General features: G+C 67.8%; 14 protein-coding genes and 2 pseudogenes. 7 read left to right on the top strand and 9 right to left on the bottom strand.

From position 1 onward, the window contains the following. Positions 1 to 39 precede the first annotated feature (39 nt). Positions 40 to 786, bottom strand: coding sequence for an IclR family transcriptional regulator (locus Bsp3421_RS07465; RefSeq protein ID WP_273997717.1), 747 nt, complete (start codon positions 784 to 786; stop codon positions 40 to 42). Between the two features lie 232 nt (positions 787 to 1,018). Between Bsp3421_RS07465 and Bsp3421_RS07460 the strand changes: the two genes are divergently transcribed. The 3 genes from Bsp3421_RS07460 (at position 1,019) to Bsp3421_RS07450 (ending at position 4,628) form a co-directional block, all read left to right on the top strand. Beyond that, a complete protein-coding gene (locus tag Bsp3421_RS07460) occupies positions 1,019 to 1,924 on the top strand; it encodes an HpcH/HpaI aldolase/citrate lyase family protein (RefSeq protein ID WP_273997715.1) in 906 nt (301 codons plus the stop codon). A gap of 134 nt (positions 1,925 to 2,058) precedes the next feature. Continuing rightward, positions 2,059 to 3,135: a porin gene (locus Bsp3421_RS07455; RefSeq protein WP_273997714.1), complete on the top strand. Its 1,077-nt coding sequence runs from the start codon at positions 2,059 to 2,061 to the stop codon at positions 3,133 to 3,135. Between the two features lie 29 nt (positions 3,136 to 3,164). After that, positions 3,165 to 4,628: an MmgE/PrpD family protein gene (locus Bsp3421_RS07450; protein ID WP_273997713.1), complete on the top strand. Its 1,464-nt coding sequence runs from the start codon at positions 3,165 to 3,167 to the stop codon at positions 4,626 to 4,628. Positions 4,629 to 4,638: 10 nt separating this feature from the next. On the opposite strand, the gene Bsp3421_RS07445 is transcribed toward Bsp3421_RS07450, so the two are convergent. The 8 genes and pseudogenes from Bsp3421_RS07445 to Bsp3421_RS07410 form a co-directional block, all read right to left on the bottom strand. Then, the gene (locus Bsp3421_RS07445) at positions 4,639 to 5,574 is read right to left on the bottom strand and encodes a LysR family transcriptional regulator (protein WP_273997712.1); all 936 of its coding nucleotides are present in this window, start codon (positions 5,572 to 5,574) and stop codon (positions 4,639 to 4,641) included. A gap of 252 nt (positions 5,575 to 5,826) precedes the next feature. Beyond that, positions 5,827 to 6,846, bottom strand: coding sequence for a cyclase family protein (locus Bsp3421_RS07440; protein ID WP_273997710.1), 1,020 nt, complete (start codon positions 6,844 to 6,846; stop codon positions 5,827 to 5,829). Next, entirely contained in the window at positions 6,843 to 8,351 is a 1,509-nt protein-coding gene (locus Bsp3421_RS07435; RefSeq protein WP_273997709.1) for an MmgE/PrpD family protein, read from the bottom strand. The genes Bsp3421_RS07440 and Bsp3421_RS07435 overlap by 4 nt, the downstream gene beginning before the upstream one ends. Then, positions 8,348 to 9,220, bottom strand: a complete 873-nt coding sequence (locus Bsp3421_RS07430; RefSeq protein WP_273997708.1) for an HpcH/HpaI aldolase/citrate lyase family protein — start codon at positions 9,218 to 9,220, stop codon at positions 8,348 to 8,350. The genes Bsp3421_RS07435 and Bsp3421_RS07430 overlap by 4 nt, the downstream gene beginning before the upstream one ends. Then, a complete protein-coding gene (locus tag Bsp3421_RS07425) occupies positions 9,217 to 10,455 on the bottom strand; it encodes a CaiB/BaiF CoA transferase family protein (RefSeq protein ID WP_273997707.1) in 1,239 nt (412 codons plus the stop codon). Before Bsp3421_RS07425 ends, Bsp3421_RS07430 begins: the two co-directional genes overlap by 4 nt. Positions 10,456 to 10,554: 99 nt before the next feature. Next, a pseudogene (locus Bsp3421_RS07420) lies at positions 10,555 to 11,719 on the bottom strand (zinc-binding alcohol dehydrogenase family protein). A gap of 55 nt (positions 11,720 to 11,774) precedes the next feature. Then, positions 11,775 to 12,363: pseudogene (locus tag Bsp3421_RS07415) on the bottom strand (hydrolase). A 9-nt stretch (positions 12,364 to 12,372) separates the two neighbouring features. Further along, positions 12,373 to 13,848 (bottom strand): MFS transporter, encoded by a 1,476-nt coding sequence (locus Bsp3421_RS07410; protein WP_273997704.1) that lies wholly within the window; start codon positions 13,846 to 13,848, stop codon positions 12,373 to 12,375. 2,583 nt (positions 13,849 to 16,431) lie between these two features. On the opposite strand from Bsp3421_RS07410, the gene Bsp3421_RS07405 reads away from it, so the two are divergent. The 4 genes from Bsp3421_RS07405 to Bsp3421_RS07390 are packed head-to-tail and all read left to right on the top strand — an operon-like array spanning position 16,432 to position 20,618. Continuing rightward, positions 16,432 to 18,273 (top strand): fatty acyl-AMP ligase, encoded by a 1,842-nt coding sequence (locus tag Bsp3421_RS07405; RefSeq protein ID WP_273997703.1) that lies wholly within the window; start codon positions 16,432 to 16,434, stop codon positions 18,271 to 18,273. A 16-nt stretch (positions 18,274 to 18,289) separates the two neighbouring features. Continuing rightward, complete coding sequence (locus tag Bsp3421_RS07400; protein ID WP_273997702.1) at positions 18,290 to 19,219, top strand: acyl-CoA desaturase; 930 nt, start codon at positions 18,290 to 18,292, stop codon at positions 19,217 to 19,219. A gap of 46 nt (positions 19,220 to 19,265) precedes the next feature. Then, on the top strand, positions 19,266 to 20,240 hold the full coding sequence (locus Bsp3421_RS07395) for an acyl-CoA desaturase (protein WP_273997701.1): 975 nt from the start codon (positions 19,266 to 19,268) through the stop codon (positions 20,238 to 20,240). 54 nt (positions 20,241 to 20,294) lie between these two features. Then, positions 20,295 to 20,618 carry an acyl carrier protein gene (locus Bsp3421_RS07390; RefSeq protein ID WP_273997700.1) on the top strand — a complete coding sequence of 108 codons (324 nt, stop codon included), beginning with the start codon at positions 20,295 to 20,297 and terminating at the stop codon, positions 20,616 to 20,618. Positions 20,619 to 20,634: the final 16 nt, after the last annotated feature.

The following is a 20,634-nucleotide window of genomic DNA, read 5'->3' as shown; positions in this document are numbered from 1 at the left end:
CTGGTTGTGAGTGTGGGTAAGGTCCGCCGCCCGGCGCCGCTACTCGTGCAGCGCGCCGAGCGCGTCGGCGGCGGCGCTGCCCGCGCCCGCGGGCAGGTCGCCGCCGAGCACGTGCGTCAGTTCCTGCGCGGCCGCCTGCACGAGCGGCAGGTATTCCGCCAGCACCTTCTTGTTGAAGCGAAACAGCGGCACGCCCAGAGAGATCGCACCGCTCAACAGCCGGCCGACGCCGAACGCCGGGCACGCGACCGCCGCGCTCTCCGGGTCGCGCTCGCCCTGCGACACGGCGTAACCTAGCTCGACCGTCTTGTCATGATCGCCGCCGCGCGCGCCGGAGAACGCGAGCAGCACGCGCCCCGCCGCGCCGGCCTCCAGCGGAAAGCGGTCGCCCTCGCGCAGATGCGTGCGCACCGCGCGCTGCGCCTGGAAGCGGAACAGGCAGACCCGCTGGTCGCCCTCGCGCACGTAGTACGCGGCCGTCTCGCCCGTCTGCGCCGACAGGCGCGAGAGGATCGGCGCGACATGCTCGCGCAGCTGGAACGACTCGCGGTACATCATGCCCAGCTGGAACACGGCGGGCCCGAGCACGTAGCGCCCGTCCGGCAGGCGCTTGATGAAACGGAACTGTTCGAGCGACTCGAACATCCGCAGCAGCGTGCTCATGTTCAGGCCGGTCGCCTCGCTGACCTGCGCGAGCATCAGCCCGTTGGGCGCGTCGCCGAACGCGAGCAGCGCGGTCAGCGCACGGTTGACGGCGGCCACGCCGCCTTCTGGCTCTTTACTCATGTCCACCTCTTCCGGGGCCGGACGACGCCGCCGAGACCTCGCCCAGAGCCCCTTAAAAATAAAAGTCACTTTCATTATACGCAGAAGCTTTGAATCGGCAACCTTGACCGCATCCGGACAAGCCCGGCCAAATTCGCGCATCTCCCCGCTAATTCTAGGCGTTAACCATAGCCTTGACGAATTGCCCCATCACCCACAAAAATAAAAGTGACTTTCATTTTTTGGAAACATGATGACTGTACCGACCCAACCCGTTTGGCGTTCGATGCTCTACGTGCCCGCCCACGTACCCCGTTTCGTCGACAAGGCCGCGGGCAGCGCGGCCGATGCGCTGATCCTCGACCTCGAGGACAGCGTCCCGCCCGCGCAGAAGGAAGCGGCGCGCGCGACCCTCGCGGCGAGCGTGCCGCTGTTCGCCGCCGCCGGCCACGACGTGCTGGTGCGCGTGAACGATCCGCTCGACCTGCTGGTGCCGGACCTGCGCGCGGCGGTCGCGGCCGGCGCGCACGGGGTGGTGCTGCCCAAGGTGCGCGGCGCGTCGCATCTCGAAGCGATCGACGCGTTGCTCGATTCGCTCGAAGACGCGGCCGGTGCGTCGCCGGGCGCGACCCGGGTCATCGCGATCATCGAGACCCCGCGCGCCTTTCAGGCGATGGAGCGCATCGCGCGCGCGTCGCCGCGCGTCGCCGCGATGATGCTGGGCGGCGGCGACTTCGCGCTGAACTGCGAGAGCGCCGCCAGCGCCGACGTGCTGCGCGTGCCGAAGCAGCTGCTGGTGATCGCCGCGCGCGCGGCCGGGGTCCAGCCGCTCGGCCTGCTCGGCGGGCTCGACGAGCTGCGCGACCTCGATGCGTTCGAGCGCATCGCGCGCGCCTCCGCCGAACTCGGCTACGCGGGCGCGACCTGCATCCACCCGCTCCAGGTCGACGCGCTCAACCGCGCGTTCCGGCCGGACGAGGCCGCCGTGCGCGACGCGCGCGCGCTGCTCGCCGCCTACGAGGACGCGCGCGCCGACGGCCGCGGCGCCTTGCGCATCGACGGCAAGATGGTCGATGCGCCCGGCGTCGCCCGCGCGCGCCGCATCCTCGCGCGCGACGCGGCGGTGCGCGCGCGCCTCGACACGCGCGACGCCCGATGAATCCTTGCCGCCCCGCTCCGCGCGCGCGTCGCCGCCTGTTTGCCCTGCGCCCCGGATGACGCGGCGGGCGGCGCGCCTCCCCAAGCGCCGCCCGCCCCGCGCGACACACAACAAAACCAAACCGGAGACAAACAATGGGCAAGCGGATGTCCGCGCTCTGCGGGCTGGGCTTCGTCTCGGCCGGCGCGTGCGCGCAGGCCAACCTGACGCTGTACGGCGTCGCCGACGTCTACACCGAATTCCTGACCGGCCAGGCCGGCCCGGGCGGCAGCGCCGCCACGCTCGTGCGCATGGCGTCGGGCGGCAAGAGCGGCTCGCGCTGGGGGCTGAAGGGCGTCGAGGATCTCGGCGGCGGCTGGCAGGCTGCGTTCCGCCTCGAAAGCAGCATCAACATGAACAACGGCACGGGCGTCGGCGCGGGCGGCTTCGACCGCGGCGCGTGGGTCGCGCTGCAACACCCGCAGTGGGGCGCGCTGCGGCTCGGCCGCCAGTACACGACGCTGTTCGACATCATGGAGCGCTACTCGCCGACGGGCGCGTATTCGACGATCTACGAACCGGACGGCGCGATCGTGGGCTTGAACTACCGCGAGAACAATGTCGCCAAGTACCTGGCCAAGCTCGGCGCGCTGACGGTCGAGGCGCACTATGCGTTCAGCAACACGGCGGGCGCGTTCCAGTCCGGCGCGGCCTACGGCGCGGGCTTCGATTACTCGGGTGGCCCGTTCTCGGCCGCCGCCGCGTTCGACGACGTCCACACCCCGCAGCCGGGCGGCTTCGCGCATTTCCGGCGCTACGCGGCGTCGGCGATCGTCTATCTCGATCGCGCGCAGCTGATCGGCGGCGTGGCGCACGGGCAGAGCAACATCAACACCGCGTCGGTCGTGACGAACTTCACGCTCTGGTGGGCCGGCGTGCGCTACAGCGTGTCCGACGTGCTGCAGGTGATCGGCGCGGCCTACTACGAACACATCGACAAGCAGAATCCAGGCAGCACCGGCGCGAGCGCGCAGCCGAGCAACCCGCAGCAGGTCACGCTGCAGCTCAACTACTTCCTGTCGAAGACCGTCACGCTGTATCTCGCGGGCGGCTATGCGCATCGTGCGGCGCTCGACTTCGACAACTACAACTACAACTTCCTGCATTACACGCTCGCCGCCGACCGCACCGGCAGCGCGGGCGTCGCGCTCGGCCTGCGCAAGCTGTTCTGACCATCCCCGGACAACCTGGAGCCCTCCCCATGAACCGCCGACACTTCCTCGCCGCGCTCTCCGGCAGCGCCGCCCTGCTGCCGCTCGCGCACGCCCTCGCCGCCGACGCCCCGCCCGACGCCGCGGCCGGCCCGGATCTCGCGCAGCAGCTCGCCGACTACGCGGCCGGCCTGCAGTACGCGGATCTCGACGCCGCGACCGTCGAAACCATCAAGGCGCACCTGATCGACGCGCTCGGCTGCGCGATCGCCGCCTACGACGAAGGCCCGGTGCGGATCGCGCGCGACGCCGCGCTCGCCTCGGCGGGCGGCACCGCGACCGTGCTCGGCACGAACCGCCGCACGAGCCCCGACCTCGCCGCCTTCGCGACCGGCACGGCGCTGCGCTACTTCGACTTCAACGACGCCTACGCCGGCAAGGAAACCGGCCACCCGAGCGACAACGTGGCCGCCTGCCTCGCGGTCGCGGAAGCGCAGCGCGCGAGCGGCCGCGACCTGATCCTGTCGATCGCGATCGCCTACGAGATCGCCTGCCGGCTGATGGACGCGGCCGCGATCAGCCCGCGCGGCTGGGACCACACCTGCTACAGCCTGCCCGCGGTCGCGCTCGCGGCCGGCAAGCTGATGCGCCTGCCGACGCCGCAGCTGGTGCAGGCGGTCAACCTGTCGATCAACAGCCATCTCGCGCTGAACCAGACCCGCGTGCAGCAGTTGTCGAACTGGAAGGCGCTCGCCGATGCCGACGCGGCGCGCAACGCGGTGTTCTCGACCCAGCTCGCGCGCGCGGGCCTCACCGGCCCCGCCCCGATCTTCGAGGGGCTCGCGGGCTTCTTTCCGCAGGTGTCCGGGCCGTTCGCCGTCGATACGCGCGCATTCGGCGGGCGCGGCGGCGATTTCCGGATCGCGCGCTGTTTCGTCAAGTACTACCCGGCGCAGGGCCTCACCCAGACCGCGATCCCGGCCGCGCTCGACGTCGCCGCGCAGATCGGCGACCTGCGGCGGATCCGCGCGATCGAGGTGCACACGACCGAGGTCGGCTACGTGACGGCCGGACGCGATCCCGAGAAATGGGCGCCCACCACGCACGAGACGGCCGACCACAGCCTGCCGTACATCGTCGCGCGCGCGATGCTCGACGGCGACATCACGACCGAAAGCTATTCGTCGGCCGCGCGCCGCGATCCGACGCTGCTCGCGCTGATCCGCACGATCACGGTGCACGCCGATCCGGCGCTGAGCGCGCGCTATCCCGCGCACGCGGGCAACCGGGTGACCGCGATCTGCGACGACGGCGCGCGCTGCACGAAGGAAGTGGAGGATTTGCCCGGCTCGCCGAGCCGGCCGATGCAGCGCGCCGACTACGAGGCGAAGTTCACGAAGAACTGCCGGCGTCACTGGCGCCCCGCGCAGATCCGCGCGGCGCTCGATTATCTGTGGCGGCTCGACGCGCAGCCCGACGTCTCGACGCTGCCGCCGCGGCTGGTGATCGCCTGAGCCACGCCGCTCAGGCGAGACACGCGACGTCGGGGACGCGCGCTTCGAGCGCTTCCGCGACCTCGGCGATGCAGTTGCGCAGCCACGCGTGGGCGTTGCTCGCGTCGTGCCGGCGGTGCCAGTACAGCGACCAGGTGACGGGCTCCATCGGCAGCGGCAGTTCGCGGATCACGAGGCGCGCGTCGCCGAGGCTCTGCGCGTGCCGCTCGGACATGATGACCGCGTAGGGCAGCGCGTCGAGCATGTTCGGCACGACGAGCCAGTGCGGCACGTTGAGCGCGATCCGCCGCGTGCAGCGCAGGTTCGCGAGCATCGTGTCGACCAGCCCGTGATCGACGGGATTGATCGACACGTTGAGGAAGTCGAGCGCGACGAAGCGCTCCAGCGTGAGCGGCCGGTCCGCCTCGGGATGGGCGCGGCTCACGACGCACACGAGCCGGTCCTGGAATACCGTCTGCGAGGCGAGCCCGCCCGAGTGCTCGAGGCCCGCGCTGATCGCGAGGTCGAGCCGGCCGGATTCGAGCGCCTCGGCGGTCTTCGCGGCGCTCAGGTGCATGATGTCCATGCCGATGCGCGGCGCGGTGTCGCGAATGCGCCGCAGCAGATTCGGCAATATCAACAATTCAATCAGATCCGACATTCGGACCGTGAAATGCCGCTCCGACGTAAAAGGGTTGAATTGATAATCCAATTCAAATAATTCCTCGATTTGTTTCATGACTTGCCGAATAGGCGTGACCAGGGCTTTGGCGCGCGGCGTGAGTTCCATGCCGACCGCGGTGCGCACCAGGATTTCGTCCTTGAAGACATAGCGCAGCCGCGCCAGCGCATTGCTCACGGCAGGCTGGGTCAGCCCCACCTTCTGGCCGGCCCGCGTGACCTGGCGCTCCGTCAGCAGCGCGTCGAGGATCACCAGCAAATTCAAGTCGATCGAACGTAGATTCATGATTGCGATCATCCACCAAACAGATTAGGTACCGATCCCATGTTCCGAATTTCGGAACAAGAAATACCTGATATTTAGTGCAACGCACAAGAATAGTCCAATCTTGACGAAAATAAATTATTGATATAGCTGTTTCGAATAAGACTTTTTATATGAATATTGTGTCCGCCGCACGTGAAGCCCGGCGAAATTCCTGTCCATTGGTCGACTAAAAACTTGCGGGCGGCCGACGCCGCCCGCGCGCCTGCTCGCTCAGACGGTCGCGACCGGGTTGACGGGCGACCCCACCAGCCCGCGGATATGCAGCGGCGGCGCGGTCAGCAGGAACCGGTTGCGCCCCTTCCCCCGCAACCACGTCGCCAGCGGCGTCAGGTGCCACAGCTCCCCAAGGTGGATCCCAAGCTTGAACAGGCACAGCTCGTGCAACGGCATCGCCGCCCCGCGCTCCGCCTTCGCTCCCGCCCCCTTCGGACGCTCCTCCACCGCGTGATTGTCCGCCGCCAGCACCGACAGCCCGCTCTCGTCCACCCACCTCAACAGCCTCTCGTCCGCGCTGTCCAGCACGCAGCACTGCGACAGCGTGTCTCCTTCTCCCGTCTCGTCCTTCAACAACAACTCCGCGAAGCCCGTGTGGATGCACACCATGTCACCGCGCTCCACCCGCACTCCATCCACGTCCATCACCCGCATCAGCTGCTCGTAGCCCACCTTCGTCCGGCCCAGCCCGAAGTGATGCCGCAGGTCGATCAACACCCCGCGACCCTGCACGCCCGTCGCCGCCATCACCTCGATCCCCAGCGCCTGCGCGCCGCCGCGCACCGCGCCCTGTTCCGGCACCCGCACGTGTTCGCCCAACCGGTAGCCGTTGTAGAACACCGCTTCCGCCTCTCCGTCTCCATCCGCGTCGAACAGCCCGCCCACGTGCGACAGCGCATCCCACTGCGTCGAGAATTGCGAGTGCATGCAGAACGCGTCGTCGCACACCACGTCCGTCGCGTTCGCGATCTGCTCTTCCGCCCTATAACCGAAGTACGGCCGCTCGTTCAGCAGCGCCGGCATGATCGCCGGCGGCTTCCTGCGCGCGTTCAACCCGCCTCCGCGCGGCACGTCCAGCGGCAGGCTCAACGAGAACGTCAAACCCTCCCGCACTTCCGCCGCACCCTCGCGCACCTTCTCCGGCGTCAGCCAGTTCAAGCGCCCCTTCTGATCGTCCGGACCGAATTCCCCCCAGTTCGAACCCGGCGGTCGATTTACCCAACGTCGTGCCGTCAAGATGCGTCTCCTCCCTGTGTCGTGTCCTGCCCGTCGTCCACGCCGCTCGCCGCCAGTTCGGCGAGCGCGTCGAGCGGCGCATCGTCCACCAGTGCCCGCACCGCATCGCGCAACGCAAGCGCGCGCGTCATGCCGAGTACGGAACTCGCGGCCAACGCGAATTTCGCGGTCAGCTCCTGTTCGGTGAGCGGGCGCGAATTCGTGCCCTTGCTCGATTCGATGCGCGCCTCGCGCACCTGCCCGTCGCGCAGCGTGACGCGCAGCACCGCCGGCAGGAAATCCGGAAAGCGCGTGTCGCACCACGGATCGGCGACGCAGCGCACCTTCGCGGCGAGCGCGCGGCGCGCCGGATCGCGCGCCAGCGCATCGTCGAAATCGTCGAACCACACCCCGAGCCCGCCGCCGCCCAGCAGCGCCGCCGCGACCGTATACGGTCCCGAGAACGCCGCGGCATAGCCGTTCGGCGGGTTCGCCTTCAACTCGGCCGGCTCGCCGATCGTGCGCAGCGTCGAGGCGGCCACCCGCAGCTCGGCCTCCACCACGTCGTCCGCCTGCACGCCCTCGGCCTTCAGCTGCAAGGCCGCGTCGATGGCCGGATGCGTGAAATGGTTGCATGGGTAAGGCTTGAAGATGATCCGGCGGGTTTCCCACGTCGTGCCGATATCGCGCAACACCGCGCTGACGTCCGCGAGGTCACCGCACCAGGCATGGAAAAACCCGAAGCGCCCTTCGAGCGCGGTCGGCGGCGCGGTGACGCCCGCGGCCGCCAGTTCGGCCGCGCTGACGCCCGCGTGCGCCGCCCAGCCGCAATGGATCCGCTTCACCGAGCCGCCGGTGCGGTTCGCTTCGAGCAGCCCCGCCCCCATGCTCGCGGCGATGCCGATTGCCGCCGCGATCTGCCCTGCGTCGAGGTCGAACAGCATCGCGGCCGCGGCGGCCGCGCCGATCGTGCCGCAGATCGAGGTGGCGTGCTGGCCGCGCTCGAAGAACACCGAGTTGCCCAGCCGCTCGTTGTACGCGGCCACGCCGAGCCGGATGCAGATCTCGGTGCCGACCGTGAGCGCATCGAGAAACGCCGCGCCCGACGCGCCGCTCGCCTGCGCGGCGGCCAGCGCGGCCGGGATCACCGATGCGCTCGGATGCAGCACCGAGCGCATGTGCGAATCGTCGAAGTCCATCGCATGCGCGAGCGTGCCGTTGACGAGCGCGGCGCTCGCGGCCGGCAGCCGGTCGAACGCGCCGATCACGCTCGCGCGCCCCTGGCCCGCCCAGCGGCGCGCGACCTCCAGCACCGAGCGCGCGACCGGCTCGCGATGCGCGATCAGGCTGTTGCCGACCACGTCGAGCACGCGCGCGGCGGCCTCCTCGCGCAACTTGCGGTCGAGCCCCTCCGCGCGGACCGACGCGGCGAAGCGCCCGAGCGCGCCGACGATGCCGTCGGGCGGCAGCGCCGGGCCCGCCACCACGGCGCCCGAACCCGGCGCGAACGTTGCCGGCGCGCTCATGCGAGGGCCCCGCTCGCGCGCAGATTGTTCGCGAGCGCCAGCGTCACGCGCGCATTCGCGATCAGCGGCGGCGCGACCACCCGGCCGTCGGGCAGCACGAACACCGACGACGCGCTCTCCGCGCCGGCCGCCGCATCGACCGCTTCGAGCACGCGCTCGGCCGCGCGGATCTCGTCCCCGGACGGCGTCCAGACTTCATTGATGATCGGCAGCTGCGACGGATGGATCGCGAAGCGGCCGACGAAGCCCATCGACTTCGCGCGCTGCGTCGATTCGCGCAGGCTGTCGAGATCGGTCAACGTGTGATGGACCGTCTGGATCGGCCCGTTGAGCCCCGCGGCGCGCGACGCGATCACGCACCGCGCGCGGCAGACCTCCAGCGTGAAATTGTCGACGCCGACCTGCAAGTCCGCGCGCAGGTCGCTCTCGCCGAGCCCGATCCGTTCGAGGCGCGGCGACGCCGTCGCCAGCGAATAGGCCGTCTCGACGCCATAGGCCGACTCGATCAGGATCTGGATCCCCGCCTCGCAGTCGAGCTGGTCGAGCCAGCCGGCCACGGCGCGGATCTGCTCCGGCCGATCGCATTTCGGCAGCCGCAAGGCGCGCAGCGCGGGCAGCGCGATCGCCTCGACGTCGTCGCGGCACCACGGGCTCGAGGCCGGGTTGATGCGCACGTAGGTCGGCTTCGACGGCCCGGCCGCGAGCACCTCGGCCGCGGCCTTGCGCGCCTCGGCCTTGTGGCTCGCGGGCACGGCGTCCTCCAGGTCGAGCACGATCGCGTCGGCCTCGCTCGCATACGCCTTGTCCACCACCTGCGCCTTGTGCGCGGGCACATACAGGTAACTGCGGTACGTCGCACTGCTCTTCATAGCACTCCCCGTTCAGTCAACGCGGCAATCTCGGGCCGCTCCAGTCCCAATGCGCCGAACACCTCGTCGTTGTGCGCGCCGCGCCGCGGCCCGCCCCAGCGGATCGCGCCGGGCGTGTCCGACAGGCGGAACGGCACGTTGTGGGTGCGAAAGGCGCCCAGCTCCGCGTCCGGCACCGACACCACCGAGCCGAGCGCCGCATATTGCGGATCGCGCAGCACGTCGGTGACGTCATAGATCGGCGCGACCGCCGCTTCCGCGCGCTCGAATTCGTCCAGCACCTCGTCGCGGGTGCGCCGCGCGATCCAGCCGCCGACCGCTTCGTCGAGCTCGTCCGCGTGCCGGGCGCGTTCCGCGCCGTTCACGAACCACGGTTCGTCGATCAGATCCGCGCGCCCCACGAGCCGCATCACGCGCTCGGCGATGCTCTGCGCGGACGTCGACAGCGCCACCCACTTGCCGTCCGCGGTGCGATAGACGCCGCGCGGCGAATTGTTCGCCGAGCGATTGCCGGTGCGCACCGGCACCTGGCCCGTCTGGTCGTAGCTCGTGACCTGCGCGCCCATCGCCGCGAGCATGGTCTCGATGATCGCGAGATCGACCACCTGGCCGCGCCCGGTGCGTTCGCGCGCCTTCAGCGCCGTCATGATCGCGAACGCGGCCGTCAGCCCCGCCACCGTGTCGGCGAGCGGAAACGACGGCAGCAGGGGCGGGCCGTCCTGTTCGCCCGTCAGCGCGGCCAGACCGCTCATGGCTTCCGCGAGCGTGCCGAAGCCGGGCCGGCTCGAATATGGGCCGAACTGGCCGAAGCCCGTCACGCGCACCAGCACGAGGCGCGGATTGACCGCCGACAGCGCGTCGTAGCCGAGCCCCCAGCGCTCGAGCGTGCCGGGCCGAAAATTCTCGACGACGACGTCCGCCTGCGCCGCCAGCTCGCGGAACAGGCGCTGGCCCTCGGCGTCGCTCAGGTTCAGCGTGACCGCGCGCTTGTTGCGCGCGAGCACTTTCCACCACAGCGGCACGTCGTCGCGCCGCGCGCCGTACTTGCGCGCCGGATCACCCGTCGGATGCTCGACCTTGATCACGTCCGCGCCATAGTCGGCCAGCATCGTCGCGGCGAGCGGCCCCGCGAACAGCGTCGCGGCGTCGATCACGCGGATGCCGTCGAGCGGCCCGGAGCGCGCACGCTCCGCGGCCGGCGCGGCGGCGATATCTTCGGTTTCCACCGTGGCCATCGCATTTCTCCCTTCAATTGAATCGATTCGCGCGTCGCGTCACTATTTCGCATCACTGAATGATCGGATGTGGATTCGACGCGGCGCGCGAGCCGGTGATCAGACCTCGTTGATCCGATAGATCGGGAAGTACGTCTGGATCTTCCCGTTCAGGTAGTCGGACGCCAGCTTCGGCACCTCGTCGAAATCGAAGATCTCGGTCGGCTCCTGCCCGATCCAGCCGGTCGATTCCTGGAAATCGCGGATCGTGATGCTGTCGTCATAGCGCCAGGCGTGCGTGTGGATGTGCAGACGGCGGTTGATGCACTCGGTCGCGCGCAGGTTCCACAGCCGCATCCCGGTCTTCCAGCCGACCGTCGCGACGATCCCGGTGCGGCCGATCACGCGCATCGTCGCGCGGTACAGCGCGCCGCCCAGGTTGTCGAGGAAGATCGCGACGCCGCGTCCGCCGCTCAGTTCGTTGATCGTGTCCGCGAACACCTTTTCCGACTCGCGATAGTTCGCCTGGTATTCCGGATCCGTGCGATAGCGCTCGTCGTCAAAGCTCAGATGCGGGAATTTGCGGCGATCGACCGCCGTGATGCCGAGCTTCGTCAGCTCATCGAGACGCTTGTCGTTGCTCGCCGTCATCGCGACGCGGAAGCCTTCGCGCTTGGCGAGTTGCAGCTCCGCGAGCGTGGTGCCGCCGCCCCAGCCGAACACCAGGTAGTCGGCCGGATCGACGTCGGGCAGCTGCGAGCGCCAGCATGCCGACGCGACCTTCCAGTTGTCCCAGGCGGTGAAGTAGCGGCCGTAGGTCGCCCATTGCAGCAGCGAGTGGCGGCTGTCGGACGGCACCGGCACGAGATTGTCGGCGCGCATCTTGGTGCGACGCGCCATCACGCCGATCGTGCCCGGCGCATCGTAGGCGTAGACCAGTTCCGCGAAGCCGTTCTCATCGCGCTTGCCGAACGGCATCACCATGCAGATCTCGCCTTCCTGGAGCGAATGCACCGCGCCGCCGCGTTCGAGCACGCGCACCAGCGCGCCGTTGCCGAGCACGATCTTGTCCTCGCGGCGCTGCCGGCAAATATCGACCGGATTGCGCGACAGCGCGTGATCGAGGTTCGCCTCCCACGAGCCGTACAGCGGCTCGACCAGCACCTCGTCGGCGGCCAAGCTCGTCGAAGCGGAACGTCTCGCGTTGCAGTTCGCCTGCCACGGGCGCGGCCTTGCGGCCCGTCTCCGGTCCCGCGTACAGGACCCATGCATCTGTCGAAATCATTGTCATCCCTCGGGTTATAAGCGTGTCTTCCGGGTGCGCCGGCGGCGCGCGCCGGTCAGCGTGAGAACGCCTGTTCCAGTGCCGCCTCCACGTCGCTCGCCGCGGCGACCTGCCCGAGCTTCGGGAAGATCTGCGTCAGCGCGAAGTTCTGCGCGTCGCTCGACGACGTGCTCACCGCGTCGCTGACGACGACGACGTTGTAGTTGTTTTCATAAGCCTGGCGCGCCGTCGATTCGACGCCGATGTTGGTCGCGATGCCGGTCAGCACGATGTCGGTGATGCCACGGCGGCGCAGCTGCACGTCGAGATCGGTGCCGGTGAACGCGCCCCCACTGATGCTTGGTGACCACGAGATCGTTCGGGCCGACGCCGAGGGCCGGCGCGAACGCGCTCCATTCGGGATCGAGATTCGGCGGCGACGACGGCGCGTCGGTGCGGACCTTCAGCGCCACGCCGCCGTCAGGCCGGTAGCTCGTGTGCACGTAGATCACCGGCAGTTGCTGCGCGCGGAACGCCTGCGCCAGCTCGACGGTCTTCGCGACCACCTGGGCGCCGGTGTACGGCGTGACGGGCAGCGACACGATGCCGTTCTGCAGATCGATGGCCACCAGGGCGACCGTGCGGTTGAGCGTCGGAATGGACATGCAAACACCTCACTTCTGTTGTTGGATGGAAGGAACCACGGCGCCGATATGACGGCTCGACGCCGCATTGAGCAACAGCACCACGCTGATCGCGGCCAGGACGATCGCGAGTTCGCGCAGGCCCCGGTCGCTCGCCGGGTGGCCGAGCGCGACGCCGACCAGCGCGAACGACAGGCTGCCGCCGACGTATTGCGCGGTGCGATACAACCCCGACGCGGCGCCGATCCGGTCGTGCGGCGCGCTCTGGTACAGCGTCGCCTGATTGCCGAGGTTGTTGAAACCGTTCGGCACGCCGAACACGATCGAGAGCAGCACGACGGCCGCGATCGGCAGGCTGCTCGTGAAGCAACTCATCACGACGCTGCCGATGCACAGCAGCGCGGAACCGACGATCAGCACCGGGCGCGGACCGTGGCGATGCGCGATGCGGGTCGCGACGAAGGTGGTCACGGTGCCGAGCGCGGCGATCGGCAGCATGGCGAGGCCCGCGTTCGCGGCGGACAACCCGCGCGCCTCCTGCAACCACATCGGCAGTGCGTAGAAGATCGCGTAGAACACGGCATAGGTGCCGACGCAACGCAGGTAGGTGCCGAGCAGCGGGCGGTTTTCCGCGAGCATCCGCACGTCGATGAACGGCGTCGCCGCCTGCCGCTCCCACTGCACGAGCAGCGGCGCGAGCAGCGCCGTCGCGCCGAGCAGCAGCCAGTTCGGCCGGTGCGCCACGGTCTGCAGGAACAGCAGCAGGCCCGTGAGCGTCAGCACGAACAGCACGAGGCCCGGCACGTCCAGCTCCTTGAGCGTGCCGCCCAACGTGCGGCGCGCCTGCGCGCCCTGGTACGGCGGATCGGCGGGCAGCCAGCGCGCGGCCGTCACGAACGAGGCGAGCACGATCGGCACGTTGATCCAGAAGATCGCGCGCCATCCGGCGCATTGCACGAGCGCGCCGCCGAGCGGCGGACCGAAGGCGACCGCCACCTGCGCGGCGATCGAGATCGCGCCGAGCCCGCCCGTGGGCGTCGCGCCGTTCGCATGCCGCTGCGACCACGCGCGGATCAGCGCCATGCCGGCCGGATACGCGGCGGACGTGCCGATCCCGAGCGCGATGCGCGCGGCGACGAGCGCGCCCAGCGACGGCGCGAACGGCGCGAGCACCGAGGCGGCGAGCACGATCGCGAGACCGATGCAGAACATCCGCTTCGCGCCGAAGCGATCCGCGAGACGACCCATCGTCGGCTGGCCGACCGCGGTCGCGAGATAGAGGCCGGAGACGAGCCACATGGTGTCGAAGCGCGCGCCCGGCGCGAAGGTCTGCTGGATGCTGACCAGCGCGACCGCGATCATCGACGAGTTCAGCGCGTTCAACAGCGTGCCCAGCACGATCGGCCCGACCAGCCGCCCGGGCAGACGCAAGCCCGCGTCGGCTGCGCGCGCGGCCGCACCCTGGGCGGGTTGGTCGCTTGCGGATGCGGTATGAACAGGTTTCATGGAGAACGGTTTCCCTCGGTTTGTTCGCATCGCTCAATGAATATCGAACGTGTGTTCACCATACCGTTCGGGACGGACGGATTGAAATGGATTGTTGCGATGCACACATTCCCCGCTTGAATGCGCGAGTGGCGCGTGCTGGGCGATATCGGGCAGAGCGGATCGCGCGCGGAGCCTTGTGCGGCGCTATGTTCCTTGTTCGACAAGGGATTTCCGCGGATATCGGCGGGACGGGACAGGCATCGAAAAAGCGCGCTCGAACCTGTGCCGTGACACTTTTTTTGCGGCAGTGCAATCTATGCGTGGAGAGAATGCTCTACCCAAAAAAGTATTGTCTTTTTCAGAATTTCCGAAAAACGAGGATGGAATCTTTTTATTATTTCCGTTTGGTGAACGGCGGTTTTTTATCCGGACTGCGTAATGTGTTGGTAAAGAATAGCTGCCGTTGGCCGATCCCTTCCCTGCTCGTATCGCGGCGGCTGCACGCTGCGCCGCCATGCCGCTCCTTGCTGCGAAACGATGCGCGGGTCGGGCGTCATGCACGATCGCCGTGCAACCCGCTTCGGAACGCTCGATCGATATCGATGCCGGGATCGTGTGCGCGGATGCGTTCGACCGGGGCACCTCATCGAGTGACGCGCCGATATCCCGTCTCGCCTCCGATTCCGAGGGCGTGGCATCCGAACGATCGCATCGCCCCACCGCTTATCTTCACTGCCGGATCACACACTGTCCGCATCCGACTCCGTGCCGCCGCAGGCGCGCAGGCAGGCCGGGCAATCGCCGTCGCCTCCTTCCAAGGATGGGCGACGACGCGACACGCACGTCAACTACGACGGGGAAAATTTCGCGGCGATCGCTGCGCGTTTCCGTTAGCGCCGAGCGTGCCGCGTCTTCTCCAACTGTCCGTCGCCGACGCACACCACAGTCGCGAGATACGCCTCGACGAACGCGAGACCGATCTCGTGCATGCGGTCCGGATCGCGCGTTCCGTGGTCGACATGTCTGCGAAGCGCGCACCCAGCGAATGACTCGACAGCGAGAACGCGCAGCAGCAGCCAATGGTCGCCATCCGGAACATCCGTTACGGGAAAATCGTCGGCAAAACCAATCCGGATATTGATTCAGTACTCCGTTTGATGTGTCCGGGCGCCGTGAAATACGGGAATATCGCGGGTTTTCCAACGATATGACATCGCGCATTCGCTCTTGCCCGCGACCGACCGGATGGAAGCCATCGCGTCGACCGAGCAAGGTCATGGTATCGATCGGGTCATTCACGCCGTTCCCGAAACGGATCGGGCAGATCAGCCCCATGCGAGATACATCGAGGCAATGTCCGATGCAACACGATCGCTCGCCGAACACGTGCTTCGAGTACAGCACAGTCGATCACGGTCAGCACATCGCGCGCGATAACGCTCCGCCTTCCTTCCCGTTCGCCGCATCGCGCTTGTTCGATCGATGCCTCCTCCATACCGCAATCGACAAAACACGTCACATGCATCGCCGGCGACGGCTGCGGAACGCAAGCGGCTCGATGCCCGCGCAACCATCTCGACCAATTCGCCGCGAAAGCGCCTCCTCGCCTCGCCCCCTTTCGTCCCGACCGACGGCATGCATCCGCACCGGTCTCGCATCGCCAGGGATGAACACGACATGCGCTTCCAACCCGAATCCCTCGGCGAGACATCCAGCTTTTTGCTCCGGATTCCTACCGACCCTCCATGAGAATCCGGTCGTGCTTTCCGTCCCTCAAAAGCCCCCCGCCCTCTCCCCGACATGTCGCCTCCTCCATATCTCCCCGGGCATTTTCGAAATTAGAGAACAAACATTCAGTTTGTCTTACGCTTACATATCCATTAAAATCGCGCCACCCAGAGAATGGTTTGAGTCAGAACAGCGCCGCGAACTGAACCCTGCCGTAATGCTTCACATCTTCACGAAACGGCAGCTACTTAAAAAATACACTTGACTTTAATTTTTCTCTGAATAAATATCCGTGCATATACATGAAAAGAGTCACCGAGGGCCGCAATGAGTGCAGGGTACGTTCCAATTCCCGTCTGGCACGTGGAAGAGGCTGACGTGATACCTGGCATCGTTACTTGCCAGGACGCGTCCAGTGTTAGGCGCGACCTTGCCGGACGCTCGTCCGTGTCTCCCCATAGCCACCAGCCCTTGTGCCTGGGCCGGTGGTACTCGCTTCTCCAGTAGTCGTCGCTCGCTGCAACACATCGGCATCATCCTTGGACGCCGGCTCGCCGCCGGATGCCCACGGCTCGTCTTGCCTTGTCGCCCCGCGTCTCGTGCGCCGGGCGCGGGGAGTGCCGTTATCTGCTTGACGCCGAGTTTCAACAGGCCGGCGTATTGACGGTCTGCATTCGTTGTAATAATCGGAAAACAAATATTTTCCTGGCATTTACGTAATTCTACGTAAATCGGGAATGGCATGTTATCGCGCTTTTTTATGTTCGCTTAAAGAAATCGAACAGAACGGTCGTTTTCTTTAATGCCAGTGCTCCGGGCCGCGTGTGTTTCAAACACCGGCAGACAACGCGTTACTGAAGAAAGGATGGCGACATGACAATATCCGAAACCGATTCCGGAACCGCGCGGATCTCCGCGTCGGCCCCGACGCAGCGGCGTCACGGCGCGCCCGCCACGCTCGAGCGCTACCCGGTTGCGACGATGGTCGACGTGTTGCGCCTGCAGGCCGCCGAGCGGCCCGGGCAGATCGCCTTCATTCACCTCGTGGATGGCGAGAACGAGGTGCGCGAGATCAGCTACGGCGATCTGTATCGCCAGGCGCTCGCGGTGGCGCATCACCTGAGCGCGCGGGAATCGGTCGGCAAACGTGTGCTGATGCTGTTCGAGGCCGGCATCGACTACGTCGCCGCACTATTCGGCGTACTGATGGCAGGCGCCGTCGCGGTCCCTTCGTTCCCGCCCGTCGGCACGCGTGCGCTCGGCCGCCTCGCGTCGATCGCGCAGGACGCGCAAGCCGACATCATCCTGACCAATGGCCGTTTCTCGAAGCTGCGCGAGCGCGTGCTGGCCCTGCTGCCGGACACGCTCCCGGAAGACGCCTGGACGGATGTCGACCCGTTTCTTCTCGGTCATAACAATGCATATACATACAAATCGCCCAGTGGCGCGGACGACCTGCCCCGGCTCGATCCGGAGAGCCTCGCGCTGCTGCAGTACACCTCGGGATCGACGTCCGCCCCGAAGGGCGTGATGCTCACGCACGACAACCTGCTCAGCAACTGCCACTGCGCGAGCCGCTGGATGGGCGGGCCGCGCGCGCGGGTCGGCTGCACCTGGCTGCCGCCGTATCACGACATGGGCCTGATGGGCGGCATCCTGCAGCCGATCTACGAAGGCTTCCCCACCGTGATCCTGTCGCCGGGGCATTTCGTGCAGCGCCCCTACCGCTGGCTCGCCGCCGTGTCGCGCTACCGGGTGACGACCACCATCGCGCCGAACTTCGCCTTCGATCTCTGCTGCGACACGATAGACGACGCTGAATTGGCGACCCTCGATCTGTCGACCGTCGAGGCGATCTACTGCGGCGCGGAGCCGGTGCGGCTGCGCACCTTCGAGCGCTTCGCGGCGCGCTTCGGGTCGCGCGGCTTTCGCGCCGCCGCGTTCGGCCCCTGCTACGGGCTCGCGGAAGCAACCGTGTTCGTGTCCGGCAAGCCCGACGGCGCCGCGCCGATCTTCACGAGCGTCGACCAGGAACGCCTCGCGCACGGCGCCGCGCTCGACGTCCCGGACGATCATCCGCGCGCGCAGACGCTGGCCGGCTGCGGCATCGCCGCGCCCGGACACGACCTGCGCATCGTCGACCCGGCGGACGGCCGCGCGCTGCCCGACGGCGCGATCGGCGAGATCTGGTTCAGCGGCCCGAACATCGGCGTCGGCTACTGGAACCAGACCGAACGCAGCCGCGAAACTTTCCACGCGACGCTGCCCGGCTCGCCGGACCGCTACCTGCGCACGGGCGACCTCGGCTTCCTGCGCGACGGCGAGCTGTTCGTCACCGGCCGGATCAAGGATCTGATCATCCACGCGGGTCGCAACCTGTACCCGCAGGACATCGAACAACTCGTGCAGGAAACCGATGCGAGGATCCGGCCCAACGGCGTCGCGGCGTTCTCGATCGACACCGGCGCGAGCGAACAGATCGCCGTGGTCGCCGAGCTGCGCCGTGGCGAGCGCGTGACGTCCGACGAGCTGCATTCGCTGCGCGACGCGATCGTCGAGCGCGTGACGCTGCACCTCGGCGCGGCGCCGCACGTGATCCATTTCGCGCCGACGGGCGCGATCCCGTTGACGACGAGCGGCAAGATCCAGCGCTATGCGACCCGCCAGGCGCTGCTTGCCGAAGCGCTGGCCAGCTACCCCCACGCCCGCACCTGACGCGGACAAGGACATCATGGATACCCAGACCCAACACGCGTCATCCCAACCGTCCGCGATCGCGGACCGCACCGGCGCCTCGGAACGCCGCCTCGCCTACCTGACCGTCGGCATCCCGGCCGCCGGCGCGGTCGCGGCGGTGGTGCTCGCCTGCTTCCACGGCATCGGCCGGCTCGAACTCGGGCTGCTCGCCGCGATGTACGTGTGCACCGCGCTCGGCGTCGAGGCGGGCCTGCACCGCTTCTTCTCGCACCAGGCGTTCAAGGCCGGCCCGATCGTCACGTCGCTGTTCGCGATCTTCGGCTCGATGGCCGCGCAGGGCCCGGTGCTGTTCTGGGCCGCGACCCACCGGATGCACCACGCCTTCACCGACAAGGAAGGCGACCCGCATTCGCCGCGCCTGCACGGCGACGACTTCAAGGGCCGCCTGCGCGGGATCTGGCATGCGCACGTGGGCTGGCTGTTCACGCTGCGCCGGCAGAACTGGAGCACGTTCACGCCCGACCTGCTGCGCAACCGCCTGGTCGTCAAGCTCAACCAGTTCTACTTCGTGTGGATCGCGGTCGGCCTCGCGATCCCGACCGCGGCCGGCTGGCTGATCGGCGGCACCGCCTACTCGGCGCTGATGGGCTTCCTGTGGGGCGGCCTGATGCGGATCTTCCTGGTCGACCAGTCGACCTGGGCCATCAATTCGTTCGCCCACAGCTTCGGGCCGCATCCGAACACCACGCGCGACCAGAGCCGCAACGTGTTCTGGCTCGCCCTGCCGGCGGTCGGCGGCGGCTGGCACAACAACCACCACGCATTTCCCGCGCTCGCCCGCACCAGCCAGCATTTCTGGCAGATCGATCCGTCGGGCGCGCTGATCGACCTGCTCGCGCTGTTCGGCCTCGTCTGGGACGTGCGTCGTCCCGAACGCCCCGCGAACCGGGCCACGCAGTCATGACATTCCGCCCCCGCCGCTCCATCGTCCGCCATCCGGAGAGCCCTCGATGAACCCGCTCGACTTCAGCAGTCCGCCAGCCACCGCCGGCGACCAGCCCACGCCCGTGCGCGGCGTCAACCAGCTCGACGCGCGCGGCGCCCGCATCAAGGCGCGCACCGCGTTCGGCGTGATGGCGATTCCGTTCGCCGGCTCGCTGGGCGCCGCGTGGATGTGGCACCTGGGGCTCGCGACCTGGCTCGACGCCGGGCTGTTCGGCGTCATGTACGTGCTGCACATGGCCGGCGTATCGATCGGCTATCACCGCTTCCTCGCGCATCGCGCGTTCAAGACCTCGTCGGTGTTCCGCGCGCTGATCCTGGTCTGCGGCTCGATGGCCGCGCAGGGCCCGATCCTGTTCTGGGTCACCACGCATCGCCGCCATCACACCTACAGCGACAAGCCGGGCGATCCGCATTCGCCGAACCTGCTCGGCGACAGCCGCGCCGAACGCCTGCGCGGCCTCTGGCACGCGCACATGCCGTGGATGATGGCGCCCGACATGTCGAGCTGGAGCTATTTCGCGCAGGACATCCTCAAGGACCGCACCCTGCTGTTCTTCAACCGCACCTACTTCTACTGGGTCGTGCTCGGCCTGCTGACGCCCGCCGCGATCGGCGGCCTCGTGACGTCGAGCTGGACCGGCGCGCTGTCGGGCCTGCTGTTCGGCGGCTTCGCGCGCATGTTCCTCGCCAACCAGTTCGCCTGGTGCGTCGGCTCGATCTGCCATCGCTACGGCAGCCGGCCATTCGACAACCGCGATCACAGCACCAACAACTGGATCGTCGCGTTCCTGACCTTCGGCGAAGGTCTGCAGAACAACCACCACGCATTCCCGGCCTGGTACCGGCATGGCGTGCGGTGGTGGGAGCCCGACCTGTCGGGCTGGGTTCTGACGCTGCTGGGCAAGCTCGGCATCGTCTGGGAGTTGCGCTCGCCGAGCCGGGAAGTCATCGACCGCCTGCGCGCGCGCAACGCGACCTGAACCTCGGTCGTCATTTCGATTCGTTTTCTCAACCCTGACGTTGGAGTACACATCATGGCGTTCATTTCGAGCCTGTTCAACAAGATCGGCTTCACCGAGGAAAAGCGTTCGGCCGCCCCGCTGACGGAAGCCGGCATCCGCCAGTGGCTCGTCGAGCGGCTGGCGAAACAGATCAACGTACCGGCCGCGCAGATCGAGACCGCGCGCACCTTCGAGTCCTACGGCCTCGATTCGCTCGTCGCGCTGCAGGTCGCGGGCGACCTGGAGAAGCTGCTCGAACAGCGCCTGTCCCCGGCGCTGCTGTTCGAACACCAGAACATCGACGATCTCGCGCATTACCTGGCCACCGATCTCGCGTCGAGCGAAGTGAAGGCGTAGCCCGCACGGCAAAGGA

The sequence above is a fragment of the Burkholderia sp. FERM BP-3421 genome (genome assembly GCF_028657905.1).
Lineage (GTDB): Bacteria > Pseudomonadota > Gammaproteobacteria > Burkholderiales > Burkholderiaceae > Burkholderia.
Note: the sequence above shows the minus strand (reverse complement) of the source record. Positions and strands in the feature narration are given on the sequence as shown.

Coding starts and splice junctions, on each gene's coding strand:
- Bsp3421_RS07455 (WP_273997714.1), top strand. CDS start 2,059: ATGGGCAAGCGGATGTCCGCGCTCTGCGGGCTGGGCTTCGTCTCGGCC.
- Bsp3421_RS07430 (WP_273997708.1), bottom strand. CDS start 9,220: ATGAAGAGCAGTGCGACGTACCGCAGTTACCTGTATGTGCCCGCGCAC.
- Bsp3421_RS07435 (WP_273997709.1), bottom strand. CDS start 8,351: ATGAGCGCGCCGGCAACGTTCGCGCCGGGTTCGGGCGCCGTGGTGGCG.
- Bsp3421_RS07405 (WP_273997703.1), top strand. CDS start 16,432: ATGACAATATCCGAAACCGATTCCGGAACCGCGCGGATCTCCGCGTCG.
- Bsp3421_RS07460 (WP_273997715.1), top strand. CDS start 1,019: ATGACTGTACCGACCCAACCCGTTTGGCGTTCGATGCTCTACGTGCCC.
- Bsp3421_RS07425 (WP_273997707.1), bottom strand. CDS start 10,455: ATGGCCACGGTGGAAACCGAAGATATCGCCGCCGCGCCGGCCGCGGAG.
- Bsp3421_RS07445 (WP_273997712.1), bottom strand. CDS start 5,574: ATGAATCTACGTTCGATCGACTTGAATTTGCTGGTGATCCTCGACGCG.
- Bsp3421_RS07390 (WP_273997700.1), top strand. CDS start 20,295: ATGGCGTTCATTTCGAGCCTGTTCAACAAGATCGGCTTCACCGAGGAA.
- Bsp3421_RS07465 (WP_273997717.1), bottom strand. CDS start 786: ATGAGTAAAGAGCCAGAAGGCGGCGTGGCCGCCGTCAACCGTGCGCTG.
- Bsp3421_RS07450 (WP_273997713.1), top strand. CDS start 3,165: ATGAACCGCCGACACTTCCTCGCCGCGCTCTCCGGCAGCGCCGCCCTG.
- Bsp3421_RS07410 (WP_273997704.1), bottom strand. CDS start 13,848: ATGAAACCTGTTCATACCGCATCCGCAAGCGACCAACCCGCCCAGGGT.
- Bsp3421_RS07400 (WP_273997702.1), top strand. CDS start 18,290: ATGGATACCCAGACCCAACACGCGTCATCCCAACCGTCCGCGATCGCG.
- Bsp3421_RS07395 (WP_273997701.1), top strand. CDS start 19,266: ATGAACCCGCTCGACTTCAGCAGTCCGCCAGCCACCGCCGGCGACCAG.